This is a genomic window from Nocardia sp. JCM 34519.1, from assembly GCF_020361265.1.
In the GTDB taxonomy this organism is placed as follows: Bacteria; Actinomycetota; Actinomycetes; order Mycobacteriales; family Mycobacteriaceae; genus Nocardia; species Nocardia arthritidis_A.
Map to the genome: position 1 here is coordinate 294,090 of NZ_JAIRBR010000004.1, position 20,773 is coordinate 314,862.

General features: G+C 68.8%; 16 protein-coding genes. 11 read left to right on the forward strand and 5 right to left on the reverse strand.

The window, feature by feature from the left end:
* Positions 1-33: 33 nt before the first annotated feature.
* Entirely contained in the window at positions 34-993 is a 960-nt protein-coding gene (locus LGY53_RS13395; RefSeq protein WP_225727006.1) for an alpha/beta fold hydrolase, read from the forward strand.
* Here the strand turns inward: LGY53_RS13395 and LGY53_RS13400 are convergent.
* A complete protein-coding gene (locus LGY53_RS13400) occupies positions 944-3,625 on the reverse strand; it encodes an FHA domain-containing protein (protein WP_225727007.1) in 2,682 nt (893 codons plus the stop codon). The genes LGY53_RS13395 and LGY53_RS13400 overlap by 50 nt on opposite strands.
* A gap of 78 nt (positions 3,626-3,703) precedes the next feature.
* Positions 3,704-4,351: a nitroreductase family protein gene (locus LGY53_RS13405; RefSeq protein ID WP_225727008.1), complete on the reverse strand. Its 648-nt coding sequence runs from the start codon at positions 4,349-4,351 to the stop codon at positions 3,704-3,706.
* A 99-nt stretch (positions 4,352-4,450) separates the two neighbouring features.
* Between LGY53_RS13405 and LGY53_RS13410 the strand changes: the two genes are divergently transcribed.
* Positions 4,451-4,912 carry a MarR family winged helix-turn-helix transcriptional regulator gene (locus LGY53_RS13410; RefSeq protein WP_225727009.1) on the forward strand — a complete coding sequence of 154 codons (462 nt, stop codon included), beginning with the start codon at positions 4,451-4,453 and terminating at the stop codon, positions 4,910-4,912.
* 120 nt (positions 4,913-5,032) lie between these two features.
* On the opposite strand, the gene LGY53_RS13415 is transcribed toward LGY53_RS13410, so the two are convergent.
* Positions 5,033-6,574 carry a glycerol-3-phosphate dehydrogenase/oxidase gene (locus LGY53_RS13415; protein ID WP_225727010.1) on the reverse strand — a complete coding sequence of 514 codons (1,542 nt, stop codon included), beginning with the start codon at positions 6,572-6,574 and terminating at the stop codon, positions 5,033-5,035.
* Between the two features lie 37 nt (positions 6,575-6,611).
* Positions 6,612-7,232 carry a TetR/AcrR family transcriptional regulator gene (locus tag LGY53_RS13420; protein WP_167473213.1) on the reverse strand — a complete coding sequence of 207 codons (621 nt, stop codon included), beginning with the start codon at positions 7,230-7,232 and terminating at the stop codon, positions 6,612-6,614.
* A gap of 162 nt (positions 7,233-7,394) precedes the next feature.
* On the opposite strand from LGY53_RS13420, the gene LGY53_RS13425 reads away from it, so the two are divergent.
* Both LGY53_RS13425 and LGY53_RS13430 read left to right on the forward strand, forming a co-directional pair.
* Positions 7,395-8,972 (forward strand): FAD-binding oxidoreductase, encoded by a 1,578-nt coding sequence (locus LGY53_RS13425; protein WP_225727215.1) that lies wholly within the window; start codon positions 7,395-7,397, stop codon positions 8,970-8,972.
* Complete coding sequence (locus LGY53_RS13430; RefSeq protein ID WP_225727011.1) at positions 8,969-9,922, forward strand: diacylglycerol kinase; 954 nt, start codon at positions 8,969-8,971, stop codon at positions 9,920-9,922. The genes LGY53_RS13425 and LGY53_RS13430 overlap by 4 nt, the downstream gene beginning before the upstream one ends.
* 9 nt (positions 9,923-9,931) lie before the next feature.
* Here the strand turns inward: LGY53_RS13430 and LGY53_RS13435 are convergent, their stop codons facing one another.
* Entirely contained in the window at positions 9,932-10,516 is a 585-nt protein-coding gene (locus LGY53_RS13435) for a helix-turn-helix domain-containing protein (protein WP_225727012.1), read from the reverse strand.
* 607 nt (positions 10,517-11,123) lie between these two features.
* On the opposite strand from LGY53_RS13435, the gene LGY53_RS13440 reads away from it, so the two are divergent.
* From LGY53_RS13440 to LGY53_RS13470, 7 genes are all read left to right on the forward strand, one after another.
* Entirely contained in the window at positions 11,124-13,802 is a 2,679-nt protein-coding gene (locus LGY53_RS13440) for a valine--tRNA ligase (RefSeq protein ID WP_225727013.1), read from the forward strand.
* A 74-nt stretch (positions 13,803-13,876) separates the two neighbouring features.
* Positions 13,877-15,247 carry a folylpolyglutamate synthase/dihydrofolate synthase family protein gene (locus tag LGY53_RS13445; protein WP_225727216.1) on the forward strand — a complete coding sequence of 457 codons (1,371 nt, stop codon included), beginning with the start codon at positions 13,877-13,879 and terminating at the stop codon, positions 15,245-15,247.
* 111 nt (positions 15,248-15,358) lie between these two features.
* The gene (locus tag LGY53_RS13450; protein WP_225727014.1) at positions 15,359-15,769 is read left to right on the forward strand and encodes a DUF4233 domain-containing protein; all 411 of its coding nucleotides are present in this window, start codon (positions 15,359-15,361) and stop codon (positions 15,767-15,769) included.
* Positions 15,770-15,892: 123 nt separating this feature from the next.
* Complete coding sequence (locus LGY53_RS13455; protein WP_225727015.1) at positions 15,893-16,057, forward strand: hypothetical protein; 165 nt, start codon at positions 15,893-15,895, stop codon at positions 16,055-16,057.
* Positions 16,058-16,151: 94 nt separating this feature from the next.
* On the forward strand, positions 16,152-16,385 hold the full coding sequence (locus LGY53_RS13460) for a hypothetical protein (RefSeq protein WP_225727016.1): 234 nt from the start codon (positions 16,152-16,154) through the stop codon (positions 16,383-16,385).
* Between the two features lie 197 nt (positions 16,386-16,582).
* Positions 16,583-16,999, forward strand: coding sequence for a nucleoside-diphosphate kinase (ndk, locus tag LGY53_RS13465; RefSeq protein WP_167473220.1), 417 nt, complete (start codon positions 16,583-16,585; stop codon positions 16,997-16,999).
* 483 nt (positions 17,000-17,482) lie between these two features.
* A complete protein-coding gene (locus LGY53_RS13470; RefSeq protein ID WP_225727017.1) occupies positions 17,483-20,638 on the forward strand; it encodes a translation initiation factor IF-2 N-terminal domain-containing protein in 3,156 nt (1,051 codons plus the stop codon).
* Positions 20,639-20,773 lie beyond the last annotated feature (135 nt).

Consider the following 20,773-nt stretch of genomic DNA (forward strand, 5'->3'; position numbering starts at 1 on the left):
CGCTGATTCTGTGTCGAGGATTCGGGGAGATATATGGCTGAGGAAATTGTGTCGAATGTGGGTCCGGCCGGGATCGACATGGCGTATGAGCGGCTCGGGGATCCGGCGGGGCCGCCCGTGCTGCTGATCATGGGTTGCGGTGCGCAGCTGATCCACTGGCCGGATGGGTTCTGTGCGGAGCTGGTCGACTGCGGTTTGCAGGTGATCCGGTTCGACAACCGCGATGCGGGACGGTCGACGCATTTCACCGATGGTCCGCAGCCCGATTTCCAGGCGGCGCTGGCGGGTGATTTCACGACGGTGCGCTACACCCTGTCGGATATGGCGGCCGATGCGATCGGCCTGCTGGATGCGCTCGGCTACGAGAGCGCACATATTGTCGGCGCATCGCAGGGCGGGATGATCGCGCAGTCGATCGCGATCGAATATCCGCACCGAGTGCGGTCGCTTACGTCGATCATATCCACCACCGGCAACCCGGAGGTTGGGCGGACAGATATGGACGCGTTCGGTTCCCAAGGGCCCGCGCCGGAAGGTCGCGCGGAATTCATCGAATGGCAGGTTCGGCTGCGGCGCACCCTCGGTTCGCCGGGATTCGCCTACGACGCGGCGGCGGTCGCCGACCTGGCCGGGCGCGCCTACGACCGCGACAACGACCGGGGTGCGCTGATACGGCAGGCGGCGGCGGTGCTCGCCTCCGGCGATCGCACCGCCCGGCTGCGCGAATTGCGGGTGCCGACACTGGTCATCCACGGGACCGCCGATCTCGTCATCGATATCAGCGGCGGAGAGGCGACCGCGGCGGCCGTGCCCGACGCGGAACTGATCACCTTCGCGGGGATGGGCCACAGTCTGCCGCGCGAGCTGTGGCCGGTATTCGCCGATCACATCGCCGGGCTCGTTGAGCGCGCCGATACGCGAAACCTGTTGAGCAACAGGCGGTTCAGACGCGGGGCGGCTCGGCGGCCCGGAATGTCAGCACTCGGCTGCTGATCTTGATCCGCCAGCCGGGCGGCAATTCGACCGGCTCGGCGCCGATGCGGGTCCACTGATCGGTGCCGGGCGCGGCGACGAACGTGCCGGAGCGGGTCGAGGCGTCGCGCACGAAAACCTTGCCGCGATCCAGCGATACGTATGCGTGCACGCGGGATACGTGCCGGTCGCGGGGCAGCACGATGGGTGAGGCGGACGCCTTCTTCACCAGATCATCGGACTGCGGGCTGCGGCCGATCACATACGGGCGATCCAGCGGATACACAGCGCCGTCGGGCATTACCAGGGCGCCCGGTCCGGTGTCGGGCGAGCCGATGCCCGCGGCGGGCCGCATGATCCGGGTCTGCCCCTCATCCGGCGGGAAGAGGTTCGCCGGTTCCAGCGGGGCGGGCGCGACGGTGCGCGGCGGCGGATACGGCCGCGGCCAGGTAGGCGGACGCGATTGCGCGCCAGGCGAATTCGGCGGAGGTAGCACGCGGCCGGGTCCGACCGGCCGCGGTCGGGCGATCATGGTCGGCTCGGCCGCCGCCGGATCCGGCCACTGCCCCGCCGGACCGAACTGGTTCGCAGCCCCCGGTCTTCGGCTCCACGCCCAAGGTTGGTTCGGCGCTGGACTCGGCAGGTCCGCCTTCATGGTCACCGCCGCCGAATCCGCTTCCCCCGTACCGGACTCATCGGCGGCGTTCCATGGCGCGGTCGCTGGTTGGTCCGCTGTATCGATCCGTTCCGCCCCGCGCGACTGTCCGCCCGATTCCGCGGCTTCGGCGTCGGTCGTCGCACGCCCCGGTGCATCGAAAACGCCTGGCCTGCGTGACTGTCTGCCCGGTTCGATGGTCCCGGCGTCGGCCGCCTGGCTTGATGCGTTGAAAGTGCCTGCACCGTACGGAGTTTCGCTCCACGCCAGAGCTTGTCCGGTGCTCTCTTGCTGCGCGTTGTCGTCCGATTCGTCTGCGGTGGCGTCCCATGGCGCGGTGGCTGGCTGGTCCGCTGTATCGATCCGTTCTGCCCCGCGCGACTGCTCAGCTGGTTTCGCAACTTTGGCGTCGGTCGTCGTCTGCCCTGGCGCGTCGCCCGCGGCTGTTCCGCGCGTCTGTCTGCTCGGTTCCGTGTCTTTGGCGTCGGTTGCCTGCTGGGGTGCGTTGGAAGCGCCTGCACCATAGGGAGTTCGGCTCCACGGGAGGGATTGGAGGTGTGCGCTGTCGTCTGATTCGTCTGCGGTGGCGTCCCAGGGCGCGGTGGCTGGCTGATCTGCCGTATCCATCCGCTCGGCCGCGCGATCAGGCGCTCCGGCAACGCTTATCCCGGGTACGTCGGGGCTGGCGACCGTTTCGGACCGCACGGTCACATCGGACGCACCGGCTCGCTCGCGCCCACCACTGTGGAGTTCGCCCAGCACCCCGGCGCCGGTGTCGAATCCGGCCGCGCCGCGGATCGCACCGTCGTCGGGTCGCTCGCCTGCGACGGATTTCCCGAGCTCTCCGGATTCGGTTGCGGCACTTGGTGCTTCGGGGATCTGCGGTGTCGGGGCTTGTTCCCGCGGTGCATCAGCGTCACCGGTGCCACTATCGCTTTGGTTGCCGGTGGTGGATCGTCCAGTCGTACCGAACCGCCCGGCGGCTCCCGGCGTCTCGAAACTTGGAACCGCGTTGCCCGGTTCCGGGGATGCGTCGGATCCGCCACCGTCGGCGTCGGAATGGTCGCTGGCGGTGGGTTGTCCGGTTGTGCCGAATCGTCCTGCGGTGCCGGGTGTCTCGGCACCAAATGGTCTGTTGCCAGGTGTCAGGGGTGCGCCGAACCTACCGGTTCCGGGCCGGTCGTTCGCGACCGGTTGGCTGGTGGCATTGAATTGTGATGCGGTGCTTGGTTTCTCGATGCCACTAGGATTGCGCGGTGCGTTGCGGCCGACTCCGCGCGATGTATCGGCCGGACCTCGCGACGCGCCGAATCCGCCGGGATTGCGGTCGACCCCGCTCACGGACCGGTCGTTTGCGCCGGATCCGGAACCACTTGGGGCGCTGGGTGTTCGGGAGATGCGCTGGCCGGGCTCCGGCAGCGCCTCGAAGCCGGAGCCCGCGGTCGACTCGGCTGCCGCGAAACCGGATGCGGCGGTGGTGGGGAGTTCGGGTGCGACGGTTTCGGCGGGCCGGTACTTTCCGTTGCGCCGCACCGTCGCGAGGACGAATCCGCTGCCGGGCACCACGCCCGCCTGCAGGTCGGTGCGGGGGAAGGCGCGTACCGGGGCGCCGCTGTCCGCGCCGACGGTGATGCGCCGCACGGGCTCACGCACGATTTCGTCGACCCAGGTGAACGCCCGCGCGCCGTCGAGTCGCCGAATCCCTTCCGCGCCTTCGACAACCGCGCTCACCGGGCCGCGCAGCAGCACCAGGGTGCCGTCGGCGGTCGGTGCGACGACGCCGAACGGTGGCGGCTCCGAACCGCTGCCGAAGACGACGGCGGCCAGCCGCTGCGCGATCGCGGCTCCCGCGTGCCGCTCCTGCGCGACCGCCTCGACCGCGCCGAGAATGCGGTCGGTGGACGCGGTCTCCTTCGCGAGGTACACCACCACCTCGCCGAAGCGTGCGACGAGTCCGTCACCCGCCGCGATTCCCACGGACAATTTCCTGCGCATCATGCGCCTCCTTCCCGGCGCATCGAAACCGGCGTCCAAGCCAGGATAGTGGCTCGTGCGGACTGCCTCGGCGCGGCGAAGTCACCACCGGTTCCAGTGCAACACCTGCGCGCGCGGTATCCGGCGGGCCGGCCGGAAGTCGGTGCCGATGGTGTAGGCCAGCGGAATCAGCGCCGCCAGCATCACATCGCGGTGCGGAATGCCGAGGGTGTGCGCGAGTTCGCCCTCCAGCGGTCCCTGTGCCGAGGTCCACACCGTGCCGAGGCCGCGGGCCCGCGCGGCCAGCATGAAACTCCAGACCGCGGGCAGAATCGAACCCCAAGTACCCGCCTGGACCTGAACGGGCGCGTGATCGGTGCGGCCCTCGATGGCGGGAATCACATATGCCGGCACCCGGTGCGCGTTGTCCAGCAGGTAGCGTAGGCCGTCGAAAACCTTTGCGGTGGAATCGGGATACCTGTTCATTCGGCGAATATCATTGGCGCGCAATGGTTGTCCCTCGGCCACGGCCATGGCGCGCCGAAAGATATCCGCCACCCGCCTGCGCTGCGCCTCCTCGGTGACCACCAGGAAATGCCAATGCTGGCGGTTGCGCCCGGTGGGCGCCTGGGTGGCCAGGTCGACGCATTCCTCGATCAGCGTGCGCGGCACCGGCCGATCGAAATCCAGGCGTTTGCGCACCGCGCGGGTGGTCGACAGCAGTTCATCCGGCGTGAGCTCGAGGGTCATCGTCTGCTCCGGTGGGTCGGGTTCGAATATCCTAAAAGTATGTTCAGAGATAATCTGTTGTCAAACGATTTGTGAGCAGACGGATGGTAGGCTGAGCGCATGATCAAAGGGGCCCCCGCCGTTCGCCCGGCCTATTTCCCGCGGCTGGCCACCGAACGCGTCGATATCGCGCTGTACCGCGCCTCGACGCTGGTCGCGCGCGCCGCCGAAATTCACGCGGGCGCACACGGACTCGGCGTCGGCCAACATCTGGTGCTGAAGATGCTGGAAAGTCAGGGCCCCTGCTCCCAGCAGGCGCTCAGCGAGGAACTGCGCATCGACCGCAGCGTGATGGTCGGCGTCTGCGACGACCTGGAGAGCTCGGAATACGTTCGCCGCGAACGCAATCCGCACGACCGTCGGTCCTATGCGGTCACCATCACCGATGCGGGCCGGGCCCGGCTCGCCGAGGCGGAAGCCACCGTCGCGGACTTCCTGGACGACACCTTCGCACCGCTGACCGCCGCCGAACGTGCGCAGCTGGCCGGGCTGCTCGGCAAACTCCTGCGGGTAGCGGACTGACGCGGCTGCCCATTCCCGCACGGCAATCAGGCTCCAACGCGTGGAATAGCATGCGCGAGAAGCAGATACATACGCGGGATATGGGGCCGAAGCTGAACGGAGCGGTCCGCGGATCTACGTCTACTGGAACTGTTTCTCCGCAGCGGCCATCGCCGCGGCCCGGTCCGCGGCCACCAGTCCGATCCGAGACCGACGGTCCAGCAGATCGCCAGGATCGAGCGCACCCTCGTGCGTTACCCCGAACGCGAATTCCGCTGCGGTGACATCGATTCCGGGCGCGACCGGCTCCAGCAGCGCCGGGTCCCGTTCGGCCGCGGCCATCAGGTGCGCTGCCTCGCTACCGTAGCGTTCGATCCAGACCGGCGGCGCGGTCATGCGATCGCGGGCCGCACCGGATACGGCTCCCACCAACGGAAGTCGTTTGGTGCGGCACGGACCCGCGGCCAGCCCGGCGCGCGCCACCGCGGCATCGATCGCATCCTCCGCCATCTGCCGGTAGGTGGTGAGCTTGCCGCCCACGATGGTGATGATGCCGGTGGGGGAGCACAACACCGCGTGCTTGCGGGAGATGTCGGCGGTGCTGTTGTCGGCGGTTTTGAGCAGCGGTCGCAGCCCGGCGAACGATCCGCGAATATCCTTGCGGGTCAATGGCTCCCGCAGCGCGCCATTGATGGTGTCGAGCAGGAAATCGATCTCGGTGTCGGTCGGCCGCGGCTCGTCGGGGACGGGGCCCGGCGCGTCCTCGTCGGTGAGACCGAGATACACCCGGCCGTGCGCGGCCGGGAGCGCGAAGACGAAGCGGCTGGTGCTGCCGGGCACCGGGACGGTCAACGATGCGCCGAGCCCGCCGAACGCCTCGGCCGAGAACACCAGGTGGGTGCCGCGGCTCGGACGCAATTCGATGCTCTCGTCGACGGTGTCGGCCCATATGCCGGTGGCGTTGACGACCGCGCGGGCCCGGATGTCGACGGTCTGGCCGGTCAACGTGTCCCGAAGGGTGGCCGAATCACCGGTCACCGCAAGGGCTTCCACGCGGGTGAGGACGGATGCGCCCGCGGCGGCGGCCGTCCTGGCCAGTGCCACAACCAATCTGGCGTCGTCTACGAGCTGGCCGTCCCAGGCCTGCAGACCGCCGCTCAGTCCGTCCCTGCGCACGGTCGGTGCGAGCCGCAGCGCCTCGGCCGCCGCGACCCGCCGCGACCGCGGCAGCAGTGCGGGCGGGGTTCCCGCGCTGCGGCGCAACATATCTCCGGCCACGAACCCGGCCCGGATCAAAGTGCGCTGGAAGGACCGGATTTCGGGCAGGAGGGGAACCAGCTGCGGCAGCGGCCGCACGAGATGCGGTGCGGTGGTGCGGATCAGGATGCCGCGTTCGACGGCGCTCTCGTGTGCGATCCCGACCTGTCCGCTGGCCAGATACCGCAGCCCGCCGTGTACGAGCTTGGAGCTCCACCTGCTGGTGCCGAACGCCAGATCATGCCGTTCGACCAGCACCGTGCGCAGTCCGCGCGCCGCGGCGTCCAGCGCCGCGCCCGCACCGGTGACGCCGCCGCCGATCACCAGCACATCGATCGCGGGGCGGTCGCCGAGCTCGCGCAGCTCCCGCGCCCGCCGGTCGGCATTGAGCGCCGAATCGCCGGTGGTCATCGAATTCGCCGTCATCACAGGTCCTTTCCGGCGGTGGGGTGGGATTCGCGGCTCACCGCCGCGATTTCCGTTGCTCGTCGGGCGGTGGTGCGAGATATCCGTTGACGGCCCTTGCCAATTCGGTATCCAGTGCCGGGCCCGCGAGCAGCGGTGCGACGGTGCCCGCCGACTGGACCGCCGATTGGGCGATCAGCAGCAGCATCGTGGCCAGCTGTGTCGGATCGCCATCCCGGATCGAGCCGTCGGCCTGTCCCTCGCGGATGCCCGTCGCGAACAGGTCGATCAAGGTGCGTTGATTGCGGCCGAGCCTGCCGAACACATAGGTGAGCATGAGGTCGGTGTCGGTGCGGAAGATCTTGCCGAACAACGGATTCGAGCGAATCGTCGCCGCACCCGCGACAATCCCGTTGACCAGCCGGACGCGGCCGGTGCCCGTCGCGGGCATGGTGGCCGTGACGATGCCGCGCAGTTCGCGCACCAGCAGTTCGGCCACCAGCGCGCCGGTGTCGGGCCAGCGGCGGTAGACCGTCGGCCTGCTCACGCCGGCGCGGCGCGCCACCTCGGTGAGGGTGGTGCGCCGCACGCCGAATTCCTCGACGCAGGCGCGGGCGGCGTCGAAGATCGCGAGATCGATGGCCGATGGCGCGGTTTCGGGCTCATCGGGGGTGGACATACGGGTGATCACCACCGGGGGTCGGCGGCGCCGGAGCGCCGAAGCGTGCGTTACTGCTTGACAGTCTATGTCAAACTGTAACGCATGGTCGAGATGCAGCAGCACGGCGATAACGATTCGGCTCCGGCTGGAAAGCCGGGCGTGGCGGCGCCTGCAGCGAGTATGGTGTGGGACGCCTGGGGTATTCCGGCCGGTCACAAACCGCTGTCGGCGCAGATCCGGAACCTGCTCGCGCAGGTGTTCGGAATATCCGGCGATCCGGTGGCGCGCCGCGATGAGGGCGACGTGCCGTTGCGCGAGTCGGCGCTGACGCCGGCCCAGCGCGATGGGCTGGTCGCGGTGGTCGGCGCGCGGTACGTGTCGTCCGACCATCGGGACCGATTGCGCCATGCGGGCGGTAAAAGCACTCCCGATCTGCTGCGTCGTCGCGCCGAAGGTCCGCAGGACGCACCCGATGCGGTCGTATTCCCCGCCGATCACGAGCAGGTGCTCGCCGTGCTCGCCCACTGCGCCGAGAACGCCATCGCGGTGGTCCCGTTCGGCGGCGGCACCAGCGTCGTCGGCGGTGTCGATCCGCTGCGCGGCCGCTTCGGCGCCGTCATCGCGCTGGACCTGCGTCGCCTCGATGGCATCGCGCGGGTGGACCCGATCAGTGCGACGGCTGCCCTCGGCGCCGGCCTGACCGGTCCGCGGGCCGAGGAACTGCTTGCCGCGCATGGACTTTCGCTCGGACACTTCCCGCAGAGCTTCGAATTCGCGAGCATCGGCGGTTTTGCGGCCACCCGCTCGTCCGGGCAGGCATCGGCAGGCTACGGCCGCTTCGACGACATGGTGCAGCACCTGCGGATCGCGACCCCGAGCGGCACCCTCGAACTGGGCCGAGCGCCCGCCTCGGCCGCGGGCCCGGATCTGCGCGAGCTGTTCGTCGGTTCGGAGGGCGCGCTCGGGGTGATCACCGAGGTGACCGTCCGGGTGCATCCGATTCCGGAAACCGTTGCCTACCAAGCATGGTCGTTCCCCGACTTCGAAACCGGCGCGGCCGCACTGCGTTCGGTGGTGCAGGCGGGTGCGGCGCCGACGGTCATGCGGTTGTCCGACGAGGCGGAGACCGGTATCAACCTGGCTCGCTCCGGCGATATCGGCGGCAGGCCGGTGGCGGGCTGCCTGGCCATCACCACCTTCGAGGGCACGAAGGCGCATGTGGCGGCGCGTACCGCCGAGGCGTCCGCGCTGCTCGCGGCCGCCGGTGGTGAAGTGCTGGGGGACAAGCCCGCTCAGGAATGGGAGCACGGCAGGTTCGCCGCGCCGTACATGCGGGATGCGCTACTCGACGTCGGCGTACTCTGCGAGACCCTGGAAACCGCGACATCGTGGGCCAATCTCGCCAACCTGAAGGCGAAAGTGACTGCGGCGCTGACCGACTCGCTGTCCGCCCAGGGCACGCCACCGCTGGTGATGTGCCACATCTCGCACACCTACCCGACCGGCGCGTCGCTGTATTTCACCATCGTCGCCAAACAGCTCGACGACCCGATCACGCAGTGGCACTCGGCCAAACGCGCGGTGGGTGACGCGATCGTCGCCGCGGGCGGCACCATCACCCACCATCACGCCGTCGGCGCCGATCACCGGCCGTGGATGCCGGACGAGATCGGTGAACTCGGTGTGCGCGTATTGCGCGCGGTGAAAGCGGAATTGGACCCCACCGGGATCCTCAACCCTGGAAAGCTGGTCCCGTGAACGAGGATGGCCGCCGCAACGTGACCGTGGTGACCAATCCGCTGTCGGGGCTCGGCAAGGGCGCCGACGCGGCCGGTGCCGCGCTGGCCCGCTTCGCCGAACGCGGCGTGACGGTCACCGAGGTGCGAACCGGCTCACCCGCGGAATCGGTGCGGCGCGTGCGTGATTCGATCGACGACCCGCTGGCTCGACCGGATGCGGTGGTCTGCATCGGTGGCGACGGTCTGGTGTCGATCCTGCTCGCGGCCGTCGCGCGGACCGGCGTCCCGCTCGGGCTGATCCCCGCGGGCACCGGCAACGACCTGGCACGCGAACTCGGCGTTCCCACCGAAGATCCCGTCGCCGCAGCCGATTTGGTGCTCGACGGGCGTATCCGCACCATCGATCTCGGCCGGGTCGAGGCGCGCGACGCGGAACCGATGTGGTTCGCCACCGTCACCGGCACCGGCCTCGATGCGCGAGTCACCCTGCGCGCCAACGAGATGCGCTGGCCGAAGGGGCGTCTCCGGTACACCGTCGCCGCGCTCAGGGAGCTTTCGACCGGACTCACGGTGCCCTACCGCATCGAGTTGACCGGCGTTTCCGCCACGGGCCGCACCACACCGGCGGCGGACCGCGACACCGTCGTCGAAACCGATGCCGTGATGGTCGCGGTCGGCAATACCCGCGCCTACGGCGGCGGCATGCTGATCTGCCCCGACGCGGTGATGGACGACGGCCTGCTGGACGTCACCGTCGTCGGCGCGCTGTCCCGCCTCGAAATGCTGCGTCTGCTGCCCGCCCTGTCGGCGGGCAAGCGACTCGACCATCCGGACGTCAAGCAGTATCGCGCCGCCGGGATCACCCTTACCGCGCCCGGCGTTCCCGCCACCGCCGACGGCGAACCGGCGGGCGGCCTGCCCGTCACCATCCGCGCCGTCCCCGGCGCGCTCGATGTGCTCGTGCCCTGAAAGGGGTTGTCAGGAGCGCGTTTTCGTGCGGGCGCGCAGATGCATCCGCTCGCCCTGGCTGCCGAACAGGCTGAGCACCTCGACCGGCCCGCGTCCGGTGCTGCCGAACCAGTGCGGCTGCCGGGTGTCGAATTCGGCGGCCTCGCCCGGCCCGAGGACGATATCGTGCTCGGCGAGTATCAGGCGCAGCCGACCGGCCAGCACGTACATCCACTCGTGACCCTCGTGCACCCGCGGATCGGGTTCGGTGCGGTCCGCCGGGATGATCATCTTGTACGCCTGTAGCGGCCCCGGCTGGCGGGTGAGTGGAATGATGGTGGTGCCGTTGATATTTCGCGCGGTCGTATGCACCCGCGGATCGGCGACCCGCGGGCCGGAGATGAGTTCGTCGAGCGGCACGTCGTGCGCGTCGGCGATCGGCAGCAGCAGCTCCAGGCTGGCCTTGCGCTGACCGGATTCCAGCCGGGACAGGGTGCTCTTCGAGATCCCGGTGGCCTCGGCGAGCGCGGTGAGCGTGACGTTGCGGTGCGTGCGCAGCGCCCTCAGCCGCGGACCGATATTCATGATGGTCTCGGTGATGGCTGGATTGTTCATGACCACAGTGGACATCGCTTTCCCGTAAACGGCAACAATCGTTGCCGGTACTGGACCGCCGCGGCACGCTGGGCCCGGAGGTGAGCACCGATGGGTGAACGAGGCCGGTGCCGCCGAGATCGCCGTCAACGGCAGCCTGGTAGAAGAGGATGCGCCGGTACCGGCCGACGCGGTGTGACCTGTCCCATTGCGTCGGATAAGTCGGAGTGCGGGGGTGAAGAATGCCGGAATCTGAGAATTACTTGTGGATTCCGGATCGCGACCTAGAACAGCGGTAAGCTTTAACGCATAGGCGGAGTGTTCGGTGTCCCTCATCCACCGAAGGCTCCGCCTTCTTTTATGCCCACACCGCATTCCCTTGCCGCACAGCCGATCTCGCGATCCCTGAGCGATCGGTCTCCCGCATCGGCCCACCCGTCGCAAGCGCGGGAAGCGGATGCCCGTGCGGGCAACATCCGTGCGACACGTTTTCCACGGCGATCCGTCCATCTTCGCCGACGGCGACCGACGATCGGCGCGGTCCCCTCCCACGGCTGACGAGCCGACCGGATGCGCTGGTCACGGAGGCCTGCGTAAATGCCTTGGAGGTGACCACTAGAATCACCGCGTGACCAGCGCAACCCCTGACAACACGCGTAATCGTGCCGATGCCCTCCCGAAGAACTGGAACCCCAGTGACGTAGAGGCTCCGATGTACGAGCGCTGGGTAAACGCTGGCTATTTCACCGCGGACCCCACCAGCGGCAAGCCGCCGTACTCGATCGTGCTGCCGCCGCCGAACGTCACCGGCAACCTGCATATCGGCCACGCCCTCGACCACACGCTGATGGACACCCTCACCCGCCGCAAGCGGATGCAGGGGTACGAGGTGCTGTGGCTGCCGGGCATGGACCACGCGGGTATCTCCACCCAGACCGTCGTCGAGAAGCAGCTCGCCGTCGACGGGAAGACCAAGGAGGACTTCGGCCGCGAACTGTTCGTCGAGAAGGTCTGGGATTGGAAGCGCGAATCCGGCGGCCAGATCCAGTGGCAGATGCGCGCGCTCGGCGACGGTGTCGACTGGAGCCGCGACCGATTCACCTTGGACGACGGCCTTTCCCGCGCGGTGCAGACCATCTTCAAGCGGCTGTACGACGCGGGCCTCATCTACCGCGCCGAGCGACTGGTGAACTGGTCGCCGGTGCTGCGCACCGCCATCTCCGATATCGAGGTGAAGTACGAGGAGGTGCCGGGTGAGCTCGTCTCGATGCGGTACGGCTCGCTCGACGACGCCGAACCGCACGTCGTGGTGGCCACCACGCGGGTGGAGACGATGCTCGGCGATACCGCGGTGGCCGTGCACCCCGACGACCCGCGCTACCGGGTGCTGATCGGCACCACCCTGTACCACCCGATCACCGGCAGGCAGATCCCGGTGATCGCCGACGACTACGTCGATCCCGAATTCGGTTCCGGCGCGGTGAAAATCACCCCCGCGCACGATCCGAACGACTTCGAGATCGGCCTGCGGCACAACCTGCCGATGCCGACGATCATGGACGAGCGCGGCCGAATCGCAGGCACCGGAACCGAATTCGACGGAATGGATCGGATGGAGGCGCGCGTCGCCATCCGCGAGCGGCTGGCCGCGGAGGGTCGCATCGTCGCCGAGAAGCGGCCGTACCTGCACAGCGTCGGCCACTCCGAGCGCACCGGCGAGCCGATCGAGCCGCGGCTGTCCATGCAGTGGTGGGTCAAGGTGGAATCGCTCGCCAAGGCCGCGGGCGACGCGGTTCGCAACGGCGACACCGTGATTCACCCGGCCAGCTCGGAGCCGCGCTGGTTCGACTGGGTGGACAACATGCACGACTGGTGTATCTCGCGCCAGCTGTGGTGGGGCCACCGCATTCCGATCTGGTACGGCCCGGAGGGCGAGGTCGTCTGCGTCGGACCGGATGAGCAGGCGCCGGAGGGGTACGTTCAGGATCCGGACGTGCTCGACACCTGGTTCTCCTCCGGGCTCTGGCCGTTCTCCACCATGGGTTGGCCGGATGCCACCGCGGAACTCGAAAAGTTCTATCCCACAAGCGTTCTCGTCACCGGATACGACATCCTGTTCTTCTGGGTGGCCCGGATGATGATGTTCGGCACCTTCGTGGCGAACGATCCGGTGCTCACCTCGGGCAAGGGCGGCGCGTACCAGGTGCCGTTCAAAGACGTGTTCCTGCACGGCCTCATCCGCGACCAGCACGGCAAGAAGATGTCCAAGTCGCGCGGCAACGGCATCGATCCGCTGGAGTGGATCAACGAATACGGCGCCGACGTCGTGCGTTTCACGCTGGCCCGCGGCGCGCAGCCGGGTAGCGACCTCTCGGTGGGCGAACCGCACGCGCTGGCCTCGCGCAGCTTCATCACCAAGGTGTTCAACGCCGCCAAACTCGCGCTGATGAACGGCGCCCGCCCCGGCGATCTGCCGGACCGCGCGCAGCTCACCGATGCCGACCGCTGGATCATCGACCGGCTGGAAGCGGTTCGCGCCGAGGTGGATTCGGCCCTGGACGGCTACGAATTCGGCAAGGCCTGCGAGTCGCTCTACCACTTCTTCTGGGACGAATTGTGCGACTGGTACCTGGAATTGGCGAAAGTCCAGTTCGCTCAGGATGATTCGCGCGTCGAGGCGACCCGTGTCGTGCTCGGCACCGTGTTGGAGACGGTGCTGCGGCTGCTGCATCCGGTGATCCCGTTCGTCACCGAGACGCTGTGGCAGGCGCTCACCGGCGGCGAATCGGTGGTTGTCGCACCGTGGCCGCAGGCCACCGGCGCCGCGCCGGACGAGGTTGCGGCGCGGCGTATTTCGGATGTGCAGCGGTTGATCACGGAGATCCGCCGATTCCGCAGCGATCAGGGCCTCGCCGAGAAGCAGAAGGTGGCGGCCAAACTCATCGGCCTCGCCGACGCCGACCTCGGCGGCCTGCACGAGTCGGTGACCAACCTGGCCCGGCTCACCGATCCGGAGGCCGGCTTCGCGGCGACCGCCTCACTGGAGGTGCGGCTGAGCACCGCGACGGTGACCGTCGAGATCGACACCTCCGGCACCGTGGACCTGGATGCCGAACGGCGCCGCCTGGAAAAGGATCTCGCCGCCGCGCAGAAGGAGTTGGCGGGCGCCGCCGCCAAACTCGGCAACGAAGCCTTCCTGGCCAAGGCGCCCGAGCAGGTGGTCGACAAGATCAAGACTCGCCGCGAGGTCGCCGCCGCCGAGGTCGACCGGATCACCGCGCGACTGGCGGAGCTGAGCGGCAAGTGAACGACGAACCGGAACCCCAGCACGGCGCCGCCGCCCGCCTCGGCACCGGGCCATCCCCGGTGGACCTGGCCGAAATGGCGCTGGTGGAGGCCGAACTCGATCAGCGCTGGCCGGAAACCAAGATCGAGCCGTCGCTCACCCGCATCGCGACGCTGATGGATGTGCTCGGCTCGCCGCAGCAGAGCTATCCGGCCATCCACATCGCCGGCACCAACGGCAAAACCTCGGTGACCAGGATGATCGACGCCCTGCTCACCGCGCTGCACCGGCGCACCGGCCGGATCACCAGCCCGCATCTGCAGCTGGCCACCGAGCGGATCAGCATCGATAACGCGCCGGTCAGCCCGGCGAAGTATGTCGAGATATATCGGGAGCTGCTGCCGTACGTCGAGATGATCGATAAGCAGTCGGCGGCCGCGGGCGGTCCGGCCATGAGCAAATTCGAGGTGCTCACCGGCATGGCGTACGCGGCCTTCGCCGAGGCGCCGGTCGACGTCGCGGTGGTCGAGACCGGCATGGGCGGCACCTGGGACGCCACCAATGTCATCGATGGACAGGTCGCGGTGATCACCCCGATCGGCCTGGACCACATGGATTACCTCGGCCCGGACCTCGCATCCATCGCGGGGGAGAAGGCGGGCATCATCAAGCGCGCGCCGGAGGGTCTGGTGCCGCGCGACACCGTCGCGATCATCGCCGAACAGGAACCCGAGGCGATGGAGGTGCTGCTGCGCCGCGCCGTCGAGGTCGATGCCGCCGTCGCCCGCGAGGGTTCGGAATTCCGAGTGCTGGCCTGCCAGATCGCCATCGGCGGTCAGCAGCTCCAATTGCAGGGCCTCGGCGGGGTTTACGACGAGATCTTCCTGCCGCTGCACGGAGAACACCAGGCCCGCAACGCGGTGCTCGCGTTGGCCGCCGTCGAGGCGTTCTTCGGGGCCGGTGCGCAGCGCCAGCTCGACGTCGACGCGGTGCGCGCCGGTTTCGCGACCGTGGCCAGCCCCGGCCGGATGGAGCGGATGCGCAGCGCGCCAACGATTTTCATCGACGCCGCACATAATCCGGATGGTGCGAAGGCGCTGGCGGCGACGCTGACCGCGGAATTCGACTTCCGCAAGCTGGTCGGCGTCGTCGCGGTGCTCGGCGACAAGGATGCGGCGGGCATCCTGGCCGCGCTGGAGCCGGTGTTCGACGAAATCGTCGTCACCACAAACGGTTCCCCGCGCGCCATGGATGTCGACACACTCGCCGATCTGGCGGTGCAGCGCTTCGGCGACGAGCGGGTGATCACCGCGGCCACCCTGCCCGATGCGCTGGAATCGGCGATCGCGCTCGCCGAGGAATCGGGCGACGGTGACGAAATGATCTCCGGCGCAGGCGTTGTCGTCACCGGCTCGGTGGTGACGGCGGGTGCGGCGCGCGCGCTGTTCGGGAAAGACCCGGCGTGATCGGTGCGGCCGGAGGCGGTAGCTTGCGTAACCACGCAGGCCGTGCCGATCATGCCGGGGTGGACGCAGCATGATCGGTGCGGCCGGAGGCAGCATCGGAAAGGACGCGACATGACCGACGCCGAGCAGGATCAGACGCCACCGCCCGCCCCCGATCCGTGGAAGGGGCTGCGCGGTGTCATGGCGGGCACCCTCGTCCTGGAGGCGATCGTCGTGCTGCTCGCACTGCCGGTGGTCGGCACGGTCGGCGGCGGCATCGGCTGGTTCTCCGGCAGCTATCTGGTGGTGCTGGCCTTACTGATGATCGTCGGCGCGGGACTGCAACGACGCTCCTGGGCGGTGCCGTTCAACCTCGGACTCCAGGTGCTGGTCATCCTCGGGCTGTTCATCCACCTGTCGATCGGCGTGATCGGCGTACTGTTCGCCGCGGTCTGGGCCTTCATCCTGGTCCTGCGCTCGGATGTGAAGAAGCGCATGGAGCAGGGTCTGCTGCCCAGCCAGCGCACCCAGCGCTCGTCCTGAAACGCCTCCCGCCCCGAGATATCGGGGCAGGCCAAGTTCGGTCTGCCGCGGATATCGTCCGCGCCCATAGTCTTTCGCTCGACATCCGTGATTGCGACGGATGTTCGAACGGGAGGAAAGACAGTGCTGAAGCGCGTATTCGCGGGTGTGGTCGTAGCGGGGGCGCTCGCCGTCGGCATCGCGGTCGGCGCCGCGCAGGCCAGCGCCGAGTACGGACTACTGCTGATGGGACCCGACTCGACATCCGGCAGTTGGGCGCATACCGACGCCTCCGCGATGGAGTACTAGATCACAAGCGTTCTACCAGCGAGTTCTCCTGCGCGCGTAGCCTTTTCACTGGGTACCCGGTGTTCGACGCGGGTATCGAGGCATGGGAGGAACCATGAAGCGAATCATCGCGGGCACTGTCTTCGCGGGGGCGATCGCTGCGGGTATCGCGATTACCGCGGGATCGGCCGCCGCCGACAACGGGGTGATCCACGTGCAGGCGACGACCCACGGCCGATCGGCCGGCCCCGATGCGACGGCGATCGAGTACGGCACTGCGAAGTCCGGCGGCATAGCGCACACCGATGCCACCGCCGTCGAGTACGGCCTGCGGTCGAACGCCCGCTGACATCCCGACGCATGCTCTGACAGGGAAACCGGCAGGTCCCGCCGACGGCGGTGCGCGCTGGTCAGGTGAACGAGTTCGGGCCGGTGCGGTCTGCGGACGGCTACGCCGACGGCGCATATTAGGCGTACCTCCGCCTTCCTCCGGCCATGCGCGGTCTGCGGACAGCTTCGCCGACGCCGCATATTAGGCTGAGCGCCGTGACAGAGCAGACGTTGGTACTCATCAAGCCGGACGGTGTGGCCCGTGGCCTCGTCGGCGAGGTGCTCACCCGGATCGAGCGCAAGGGCCTGAAGATCGCGGCCCTCGAGCTGAAGAACGTATCCGAGAAACTGGCCGGCGAACACTACGCCGAGCATGCCGAGAAGCCGTTCTTCGGCTCCCTGATCGAATTCATCACTTCCGGCCCGGTCGTCGCGGCCATCCTCGAGGGCCCGCGCGCCATCGCCGCGTTCCGGCAGATCGCCGGCGGCACCGACCCGGTAGAGAAGGCCGTACCCGGCAGCATCCGCGGTGATTTCGCCCTGGAAACCCAGTTCAACCTGGTACACGGCTCCGATTCGGCGGATTCGGCCAAGCGCGAGATCGCGCTGTGGTTCCCGGAGTTCCCTGCGTAGTTTCCCCACCGCCGACGCTGCGCGCACCAGGCGCGCCCGAGCCCATGTGGCGCGCGACTCGTCCGAACGGACCGACCGGAGTCGCGCGCCAGTGGCAAAGCCTCGGCGCACGGTGTGGGATACTGGCACTGGTTGCTTTCGATGCCGACTGTTCGCGCAGGTACGCGAGTTGTCGGTGACGTGGCAGCCGGATGACACCGCGGTTCGATGCCGATCATCGCTGCCACGGACGAGCGGCCCGTTACCTCGGGCCCGCAGTTCGCGTCGGCACGCTGGATGAACGCTCGCCTCGCGGAGTTCAGCCAACAGCCAGGCGCCGCGTGACCAGTTAGCCCGACGACGAAGATAATGGAGATAACCGGGCACGCGGGGCGAGACCACTTGACCTCGCGCCAGTGGGCGTGAGTCGAATAAGCAGCGCCCCCGCGCTGGCCGCGTCACTCCGTACCGGGAGGGACGCGCCCGGGGGCCCGAGGAGACTTCGTGGCCGATCAAGAGCCGCTGGACACAACAAAACAGGATGCCGAACAATTGCCGGAGCGAATCCGAGTTCATGCACTGGCCAAGCTGCTTGGTGTAACGAGCAAGCGCATCCTGGCCAAGCTGAGCGAAATGGGTGCCGACGCGCGTAGCGCGCAATCGAATGTGGACCGTGCGGTCGCCGAATCGGTGGTCGACGCCTTCGGGCCGAGAGCGGTCGAGGCCGCACCCGACCCGGTCCCCGAGCAGACCACCGATTCGAAGCAGACCGCCGAACAGAGCGGTGCCGAACAGCCCGCGGAACCCGTCACCGAACCCGTCGTCGAGGTGACCGAAACCGCCGAGGCGCAGGCCGAGCCGTCGCAGCCGCCGGGGATGCAGCTGTTCACCAGCCCGGTGCAGGAGGATCCGCACGTCTCCGCGCCGGTCGTCTTCGAATCCGCCGCGGTGCACGTGCCGTTGTTCCTACCGCCGGACGCCGCCGCCGCGGAGGCCGCGCGCAAACAGCGCCGCGCCGAGCGGCAGGCCCGCCGGGCGGAGGAGCCCGTAGCCGAGGTGGTCGAGGAAGAGCCCGACACCATCACCGCCGATGAGGAACCGGAGACCGCCGAGCAGTCCGGCGATGCCGACGATCAGCCGCGCCGTCGCAGGCGGGGTCGCCGTGGCCGCGGCCGTGGCCGGGGTGAGCAGCACGCCGAAAGCGACGAGCAGGACACCGATTCCGACACCGCCCCCGAATGGCGGGAGACGGAGCGGCCCGGCGAGGAATCTGCCGACGAGGCGAACGAATCCGCCGAATCCACCGATGACGGGGATGCCGACGAGGAGGCCGTGCCGGAGGGTGCGAGCCGCCGTCGCCGTCGTCGTCGCCGTCGCAAGGTGGCCGGCGAATCGGGCGAGGCCGAGCCCGCAGATGACGATCCGCCGAATACCGTTGTGCACGAGCGCGAACCGCGCAACAAGAGCCGTGCCCGCGCCGCATCCGACGAGGTGCAGGGCATCACCGGCTCCACCCGGTTGGAGGCCAAGCGTCAGCGCAGGCGCGACGGCCGGGAGGCCGGTCGCCGCCGCCCGCCGATCCTGACCGAATCGGAATTCCTGGCCCGCCGCGAGGCGGTCGACCGGGTGATGGTGGTGCGCGAGAAGTCGTTCCCCGGGGCGAACGGGCACGATCATCCGACTACCACCCAGGTCGCGGTGCTGGAAGACAACGTGCTGGTCGAGCACTTCGTCACCAATACCGGTTCCGCGTCCATGGTCGGCAACGTGTACCTGGGCAAGGTGCAGAACGTGCTGCCGAGCATGGAGGCCGCGTTCGTCGATATCGGCCGCGGCCGCAACGGCGTGCTGTACGCGGGCGAGGTGAACTGGGAGGCCGCCGGGCTCGGCGGTAAGGAGCGCAAGATCGAGCAGGCGCTCAAGCCGGGCGATCAGGTGCTCGTGCAGGTGTCGAAGGATCCGGTCGGCCACAAGGGCGCCCGGCTCACCACCCAGATCAGCCTCGCGGGCCGCTTCCTGGTCTATGTGCCGGGCGGCACCTCGACCGGCATCAGCCGCAAACTGCCGGACACCGAGCGCAAGCGGCTCAAGGAGATCCTGCGCGATATCGTCCCCGCCGACGCGGGCGTGATCATCCGCACCGCCTCCGAAGGTGTCAGCGAGGCCGAGCTGGCCCGCGACGTCGAGCGGCTGCAGGCCACCTGGCGCACCATCGAAAAGGCCGCGGAGGGTAAGGATTCCGGCGGCCCGAAGACGCTGTACGAAGAGCCGGACCTGCTGGTCAAGGTGATTCGCGACCTGTTCAACGAGGACTTCTCCCGGCTGGTCATCGAGGGTGAGCGGGCCTGGAGCACGGTGGAGAACTACATCCGCACCGTCGCGCCGGACCTGCTGGCCAGGGTGTCCCGGCACGAGAACAACGGTATCGACGTCTTCGAGACCTACCGCATCGACGAACAGCTGGCCAAGGCGCTGGATCGCAAGGTATGGCTGCCCTCGGGCGGCACCCTGGTGATCGACCGCACCGAGGCCATGACGGTGATCGACGTGAACACCGGCAAGTTCACCGGTTCGGGCGGCAGCAACCTGGAGGAGACGGTCACCAGGAACAACCTGGAGGCCGCCGAGGAGATCGTGCGCCAGATGCGGTTGCGCGATATCGGCGGCATGATCGTCGTCGACTTCATCGATATGGTGCTGGAATCCAACCGGGATCTGGTGCTGCGCAGGCTGACCGAGGCGCTCGGCCGCGACCGCACCCGGCATCAGGTGTCCGAGGTGACCTCCCTCGGCCTGGTGCAGATGACCCGTAAGAAGCTGGGCACCGGGTTGGTCGAGGCGTTCTCCTCCACCTGTGAGCACTGCCACGGCCGCGGCATCATCGTGCACACCTATCCGGTGGAGCCGTCCTCGTCCGAGGACAGCGTGGTTCGTACCAAGGAGTCCGGTTCGCGCAGGCGCCGGGGCCGGGACAAAACCACGCCGGCCGTGCCGCCGGTGGTCGTCGAGCCGGCGCACGAGGCCTCCGAGGAGGATGCTGCGGTCAAGCGGGCGCATCCGGTGGCGTTGGCGATGGCGGCCCATCTGGCCGAGGAGGCCGCCGTCCATGAGGCGGAGTCGGCCGCACAGCATGCGAGCGAGGCGGGTGCCGCCGCGGTGACTGCGGAAATCGCTGCGGCAGAGGCGGTTTCGGCCGTCGCCGAGGGCGTGGACGCGGCGTCCGCCGCAGCCGAGGCCGAATCGGCCGCCGCCGCTGCGGAGTCGTCCGCGGCTGCGGCGGAAACGGTTGCCTCCGAGGCGGATTCGGCTGCCGCCACGGCCGCGGTGGCCGCTCAGGTCGCCGCCGAGGCCGCGGCGGAAGCGGTGACGGCCGAGGTGTCGCCCGCCGCTGACGAGAAGACGAAACCGGTTGCCGCTGAAGCGGTTCCGGCCGCCGAAAGCAATGGCACGGCCCGCCCGGCGCGCAGGCGCCGGGTCGCCCGGTCGGCCGCCGCGCCCGCGGCCGACAGCGCGAGTGCCGTATTCGTGTTGTCCGCCGATCAGCCACCCGCCGCGGTGATCGACTACTCCGACCCGGAGCCGGTCGAGCTGCCGCACCGCGGTCGGCCGCGGCGGCGAGCCGTCGGGCGTCCGGCCGGTGCGCCGGAGGCGGGCAGCTAGATCCTCGGCCGGAACAGCTCGGGTGGTCCCCATCGCGGTGAGCGGTGGGGACCACTCGCATTTGCGGGCACCGGTTTCGGCAGGCGTGTCGAGGCAGCTTTCCGGCGCTGGCGCGGCACCCGGTTTTGTCGCGAC

Coding starts and splice junctions, on each gene's coding strand:
- LGY53_RS13395 (WP_225727006.1), top strand. CDS start 34: ATGGCTGAGGAAATTGTGTCGAATGTGGGTCCGGCCGGGATCGACATG.
- LGY53_RS13400 (WP_225727007.1), bottom strand. CDS start 3,625: ATGATGCGCAGGAAATTGTCCGTGGGAATCGCGGCGGGTGACGGACTC.
- LGY53_RS13405 (WP_225727008.1), bottom strand. CDS start 4,351: ATGACCCTCGAGCTCACGCCGGATGAACTGCTGTCGACCACCCGCGCG.
- LGY53_RS13410 (WP_225727009.1), top strand. CDS start 4,451: ATGATCAAAGGGGCCCCCGCCGTTCGCCCGGCCTATTTCCCGCGGCTG.
- LGY53_RS13415 (WP_225727010.1), bottom strand. CDS start 6,574: ATGACGGCGAATTCGATGACCACCGGCGATTCGGCGCTCAATGCCGAC.
- LGY53_RS13420 (WP_167473213.1), bottom strand. CDS start 7,232: ATGTCCACCCCCGATGAGCCCGAAACCGCGCCATCGGCCATCGATCTC.
- LGY53_RS13425 (WP_225727215.1), top strand. CDS start 7,395: ATGGTGTGGGACGCCTGGGGTATTCCGGCCGGTCACAAACCGCTGTCG.
- LGY53_RS13435 (WP_225727012.1), bottom strand. CDS start 10,516: ATGAACAATCCAGCCATCACCGAGACCATCATGAATATCGGTCCGCGG.
- LGY53_RS13445 (WP_225727216.1), top strand. CDS start 13,877: ATGGCGCTGGTGGAGGCCGAACTCGATCAGCGCTGGCCGGAAACCAAG.
- LGY53_RS13450 (WP_225727014.1), top strand. CDS start 15,359: ATGACCGACGCCGAGCAGGATCAGACGCCACCGCCCGCCCCCGATCCG.
- LGY53_RS13460 (WP_225727016.1), top strand. CDS start 16,152: ATGAAGCGAATCATCGCGGGCACTGTCTTCGCGGGGGCGATCGCTGCG.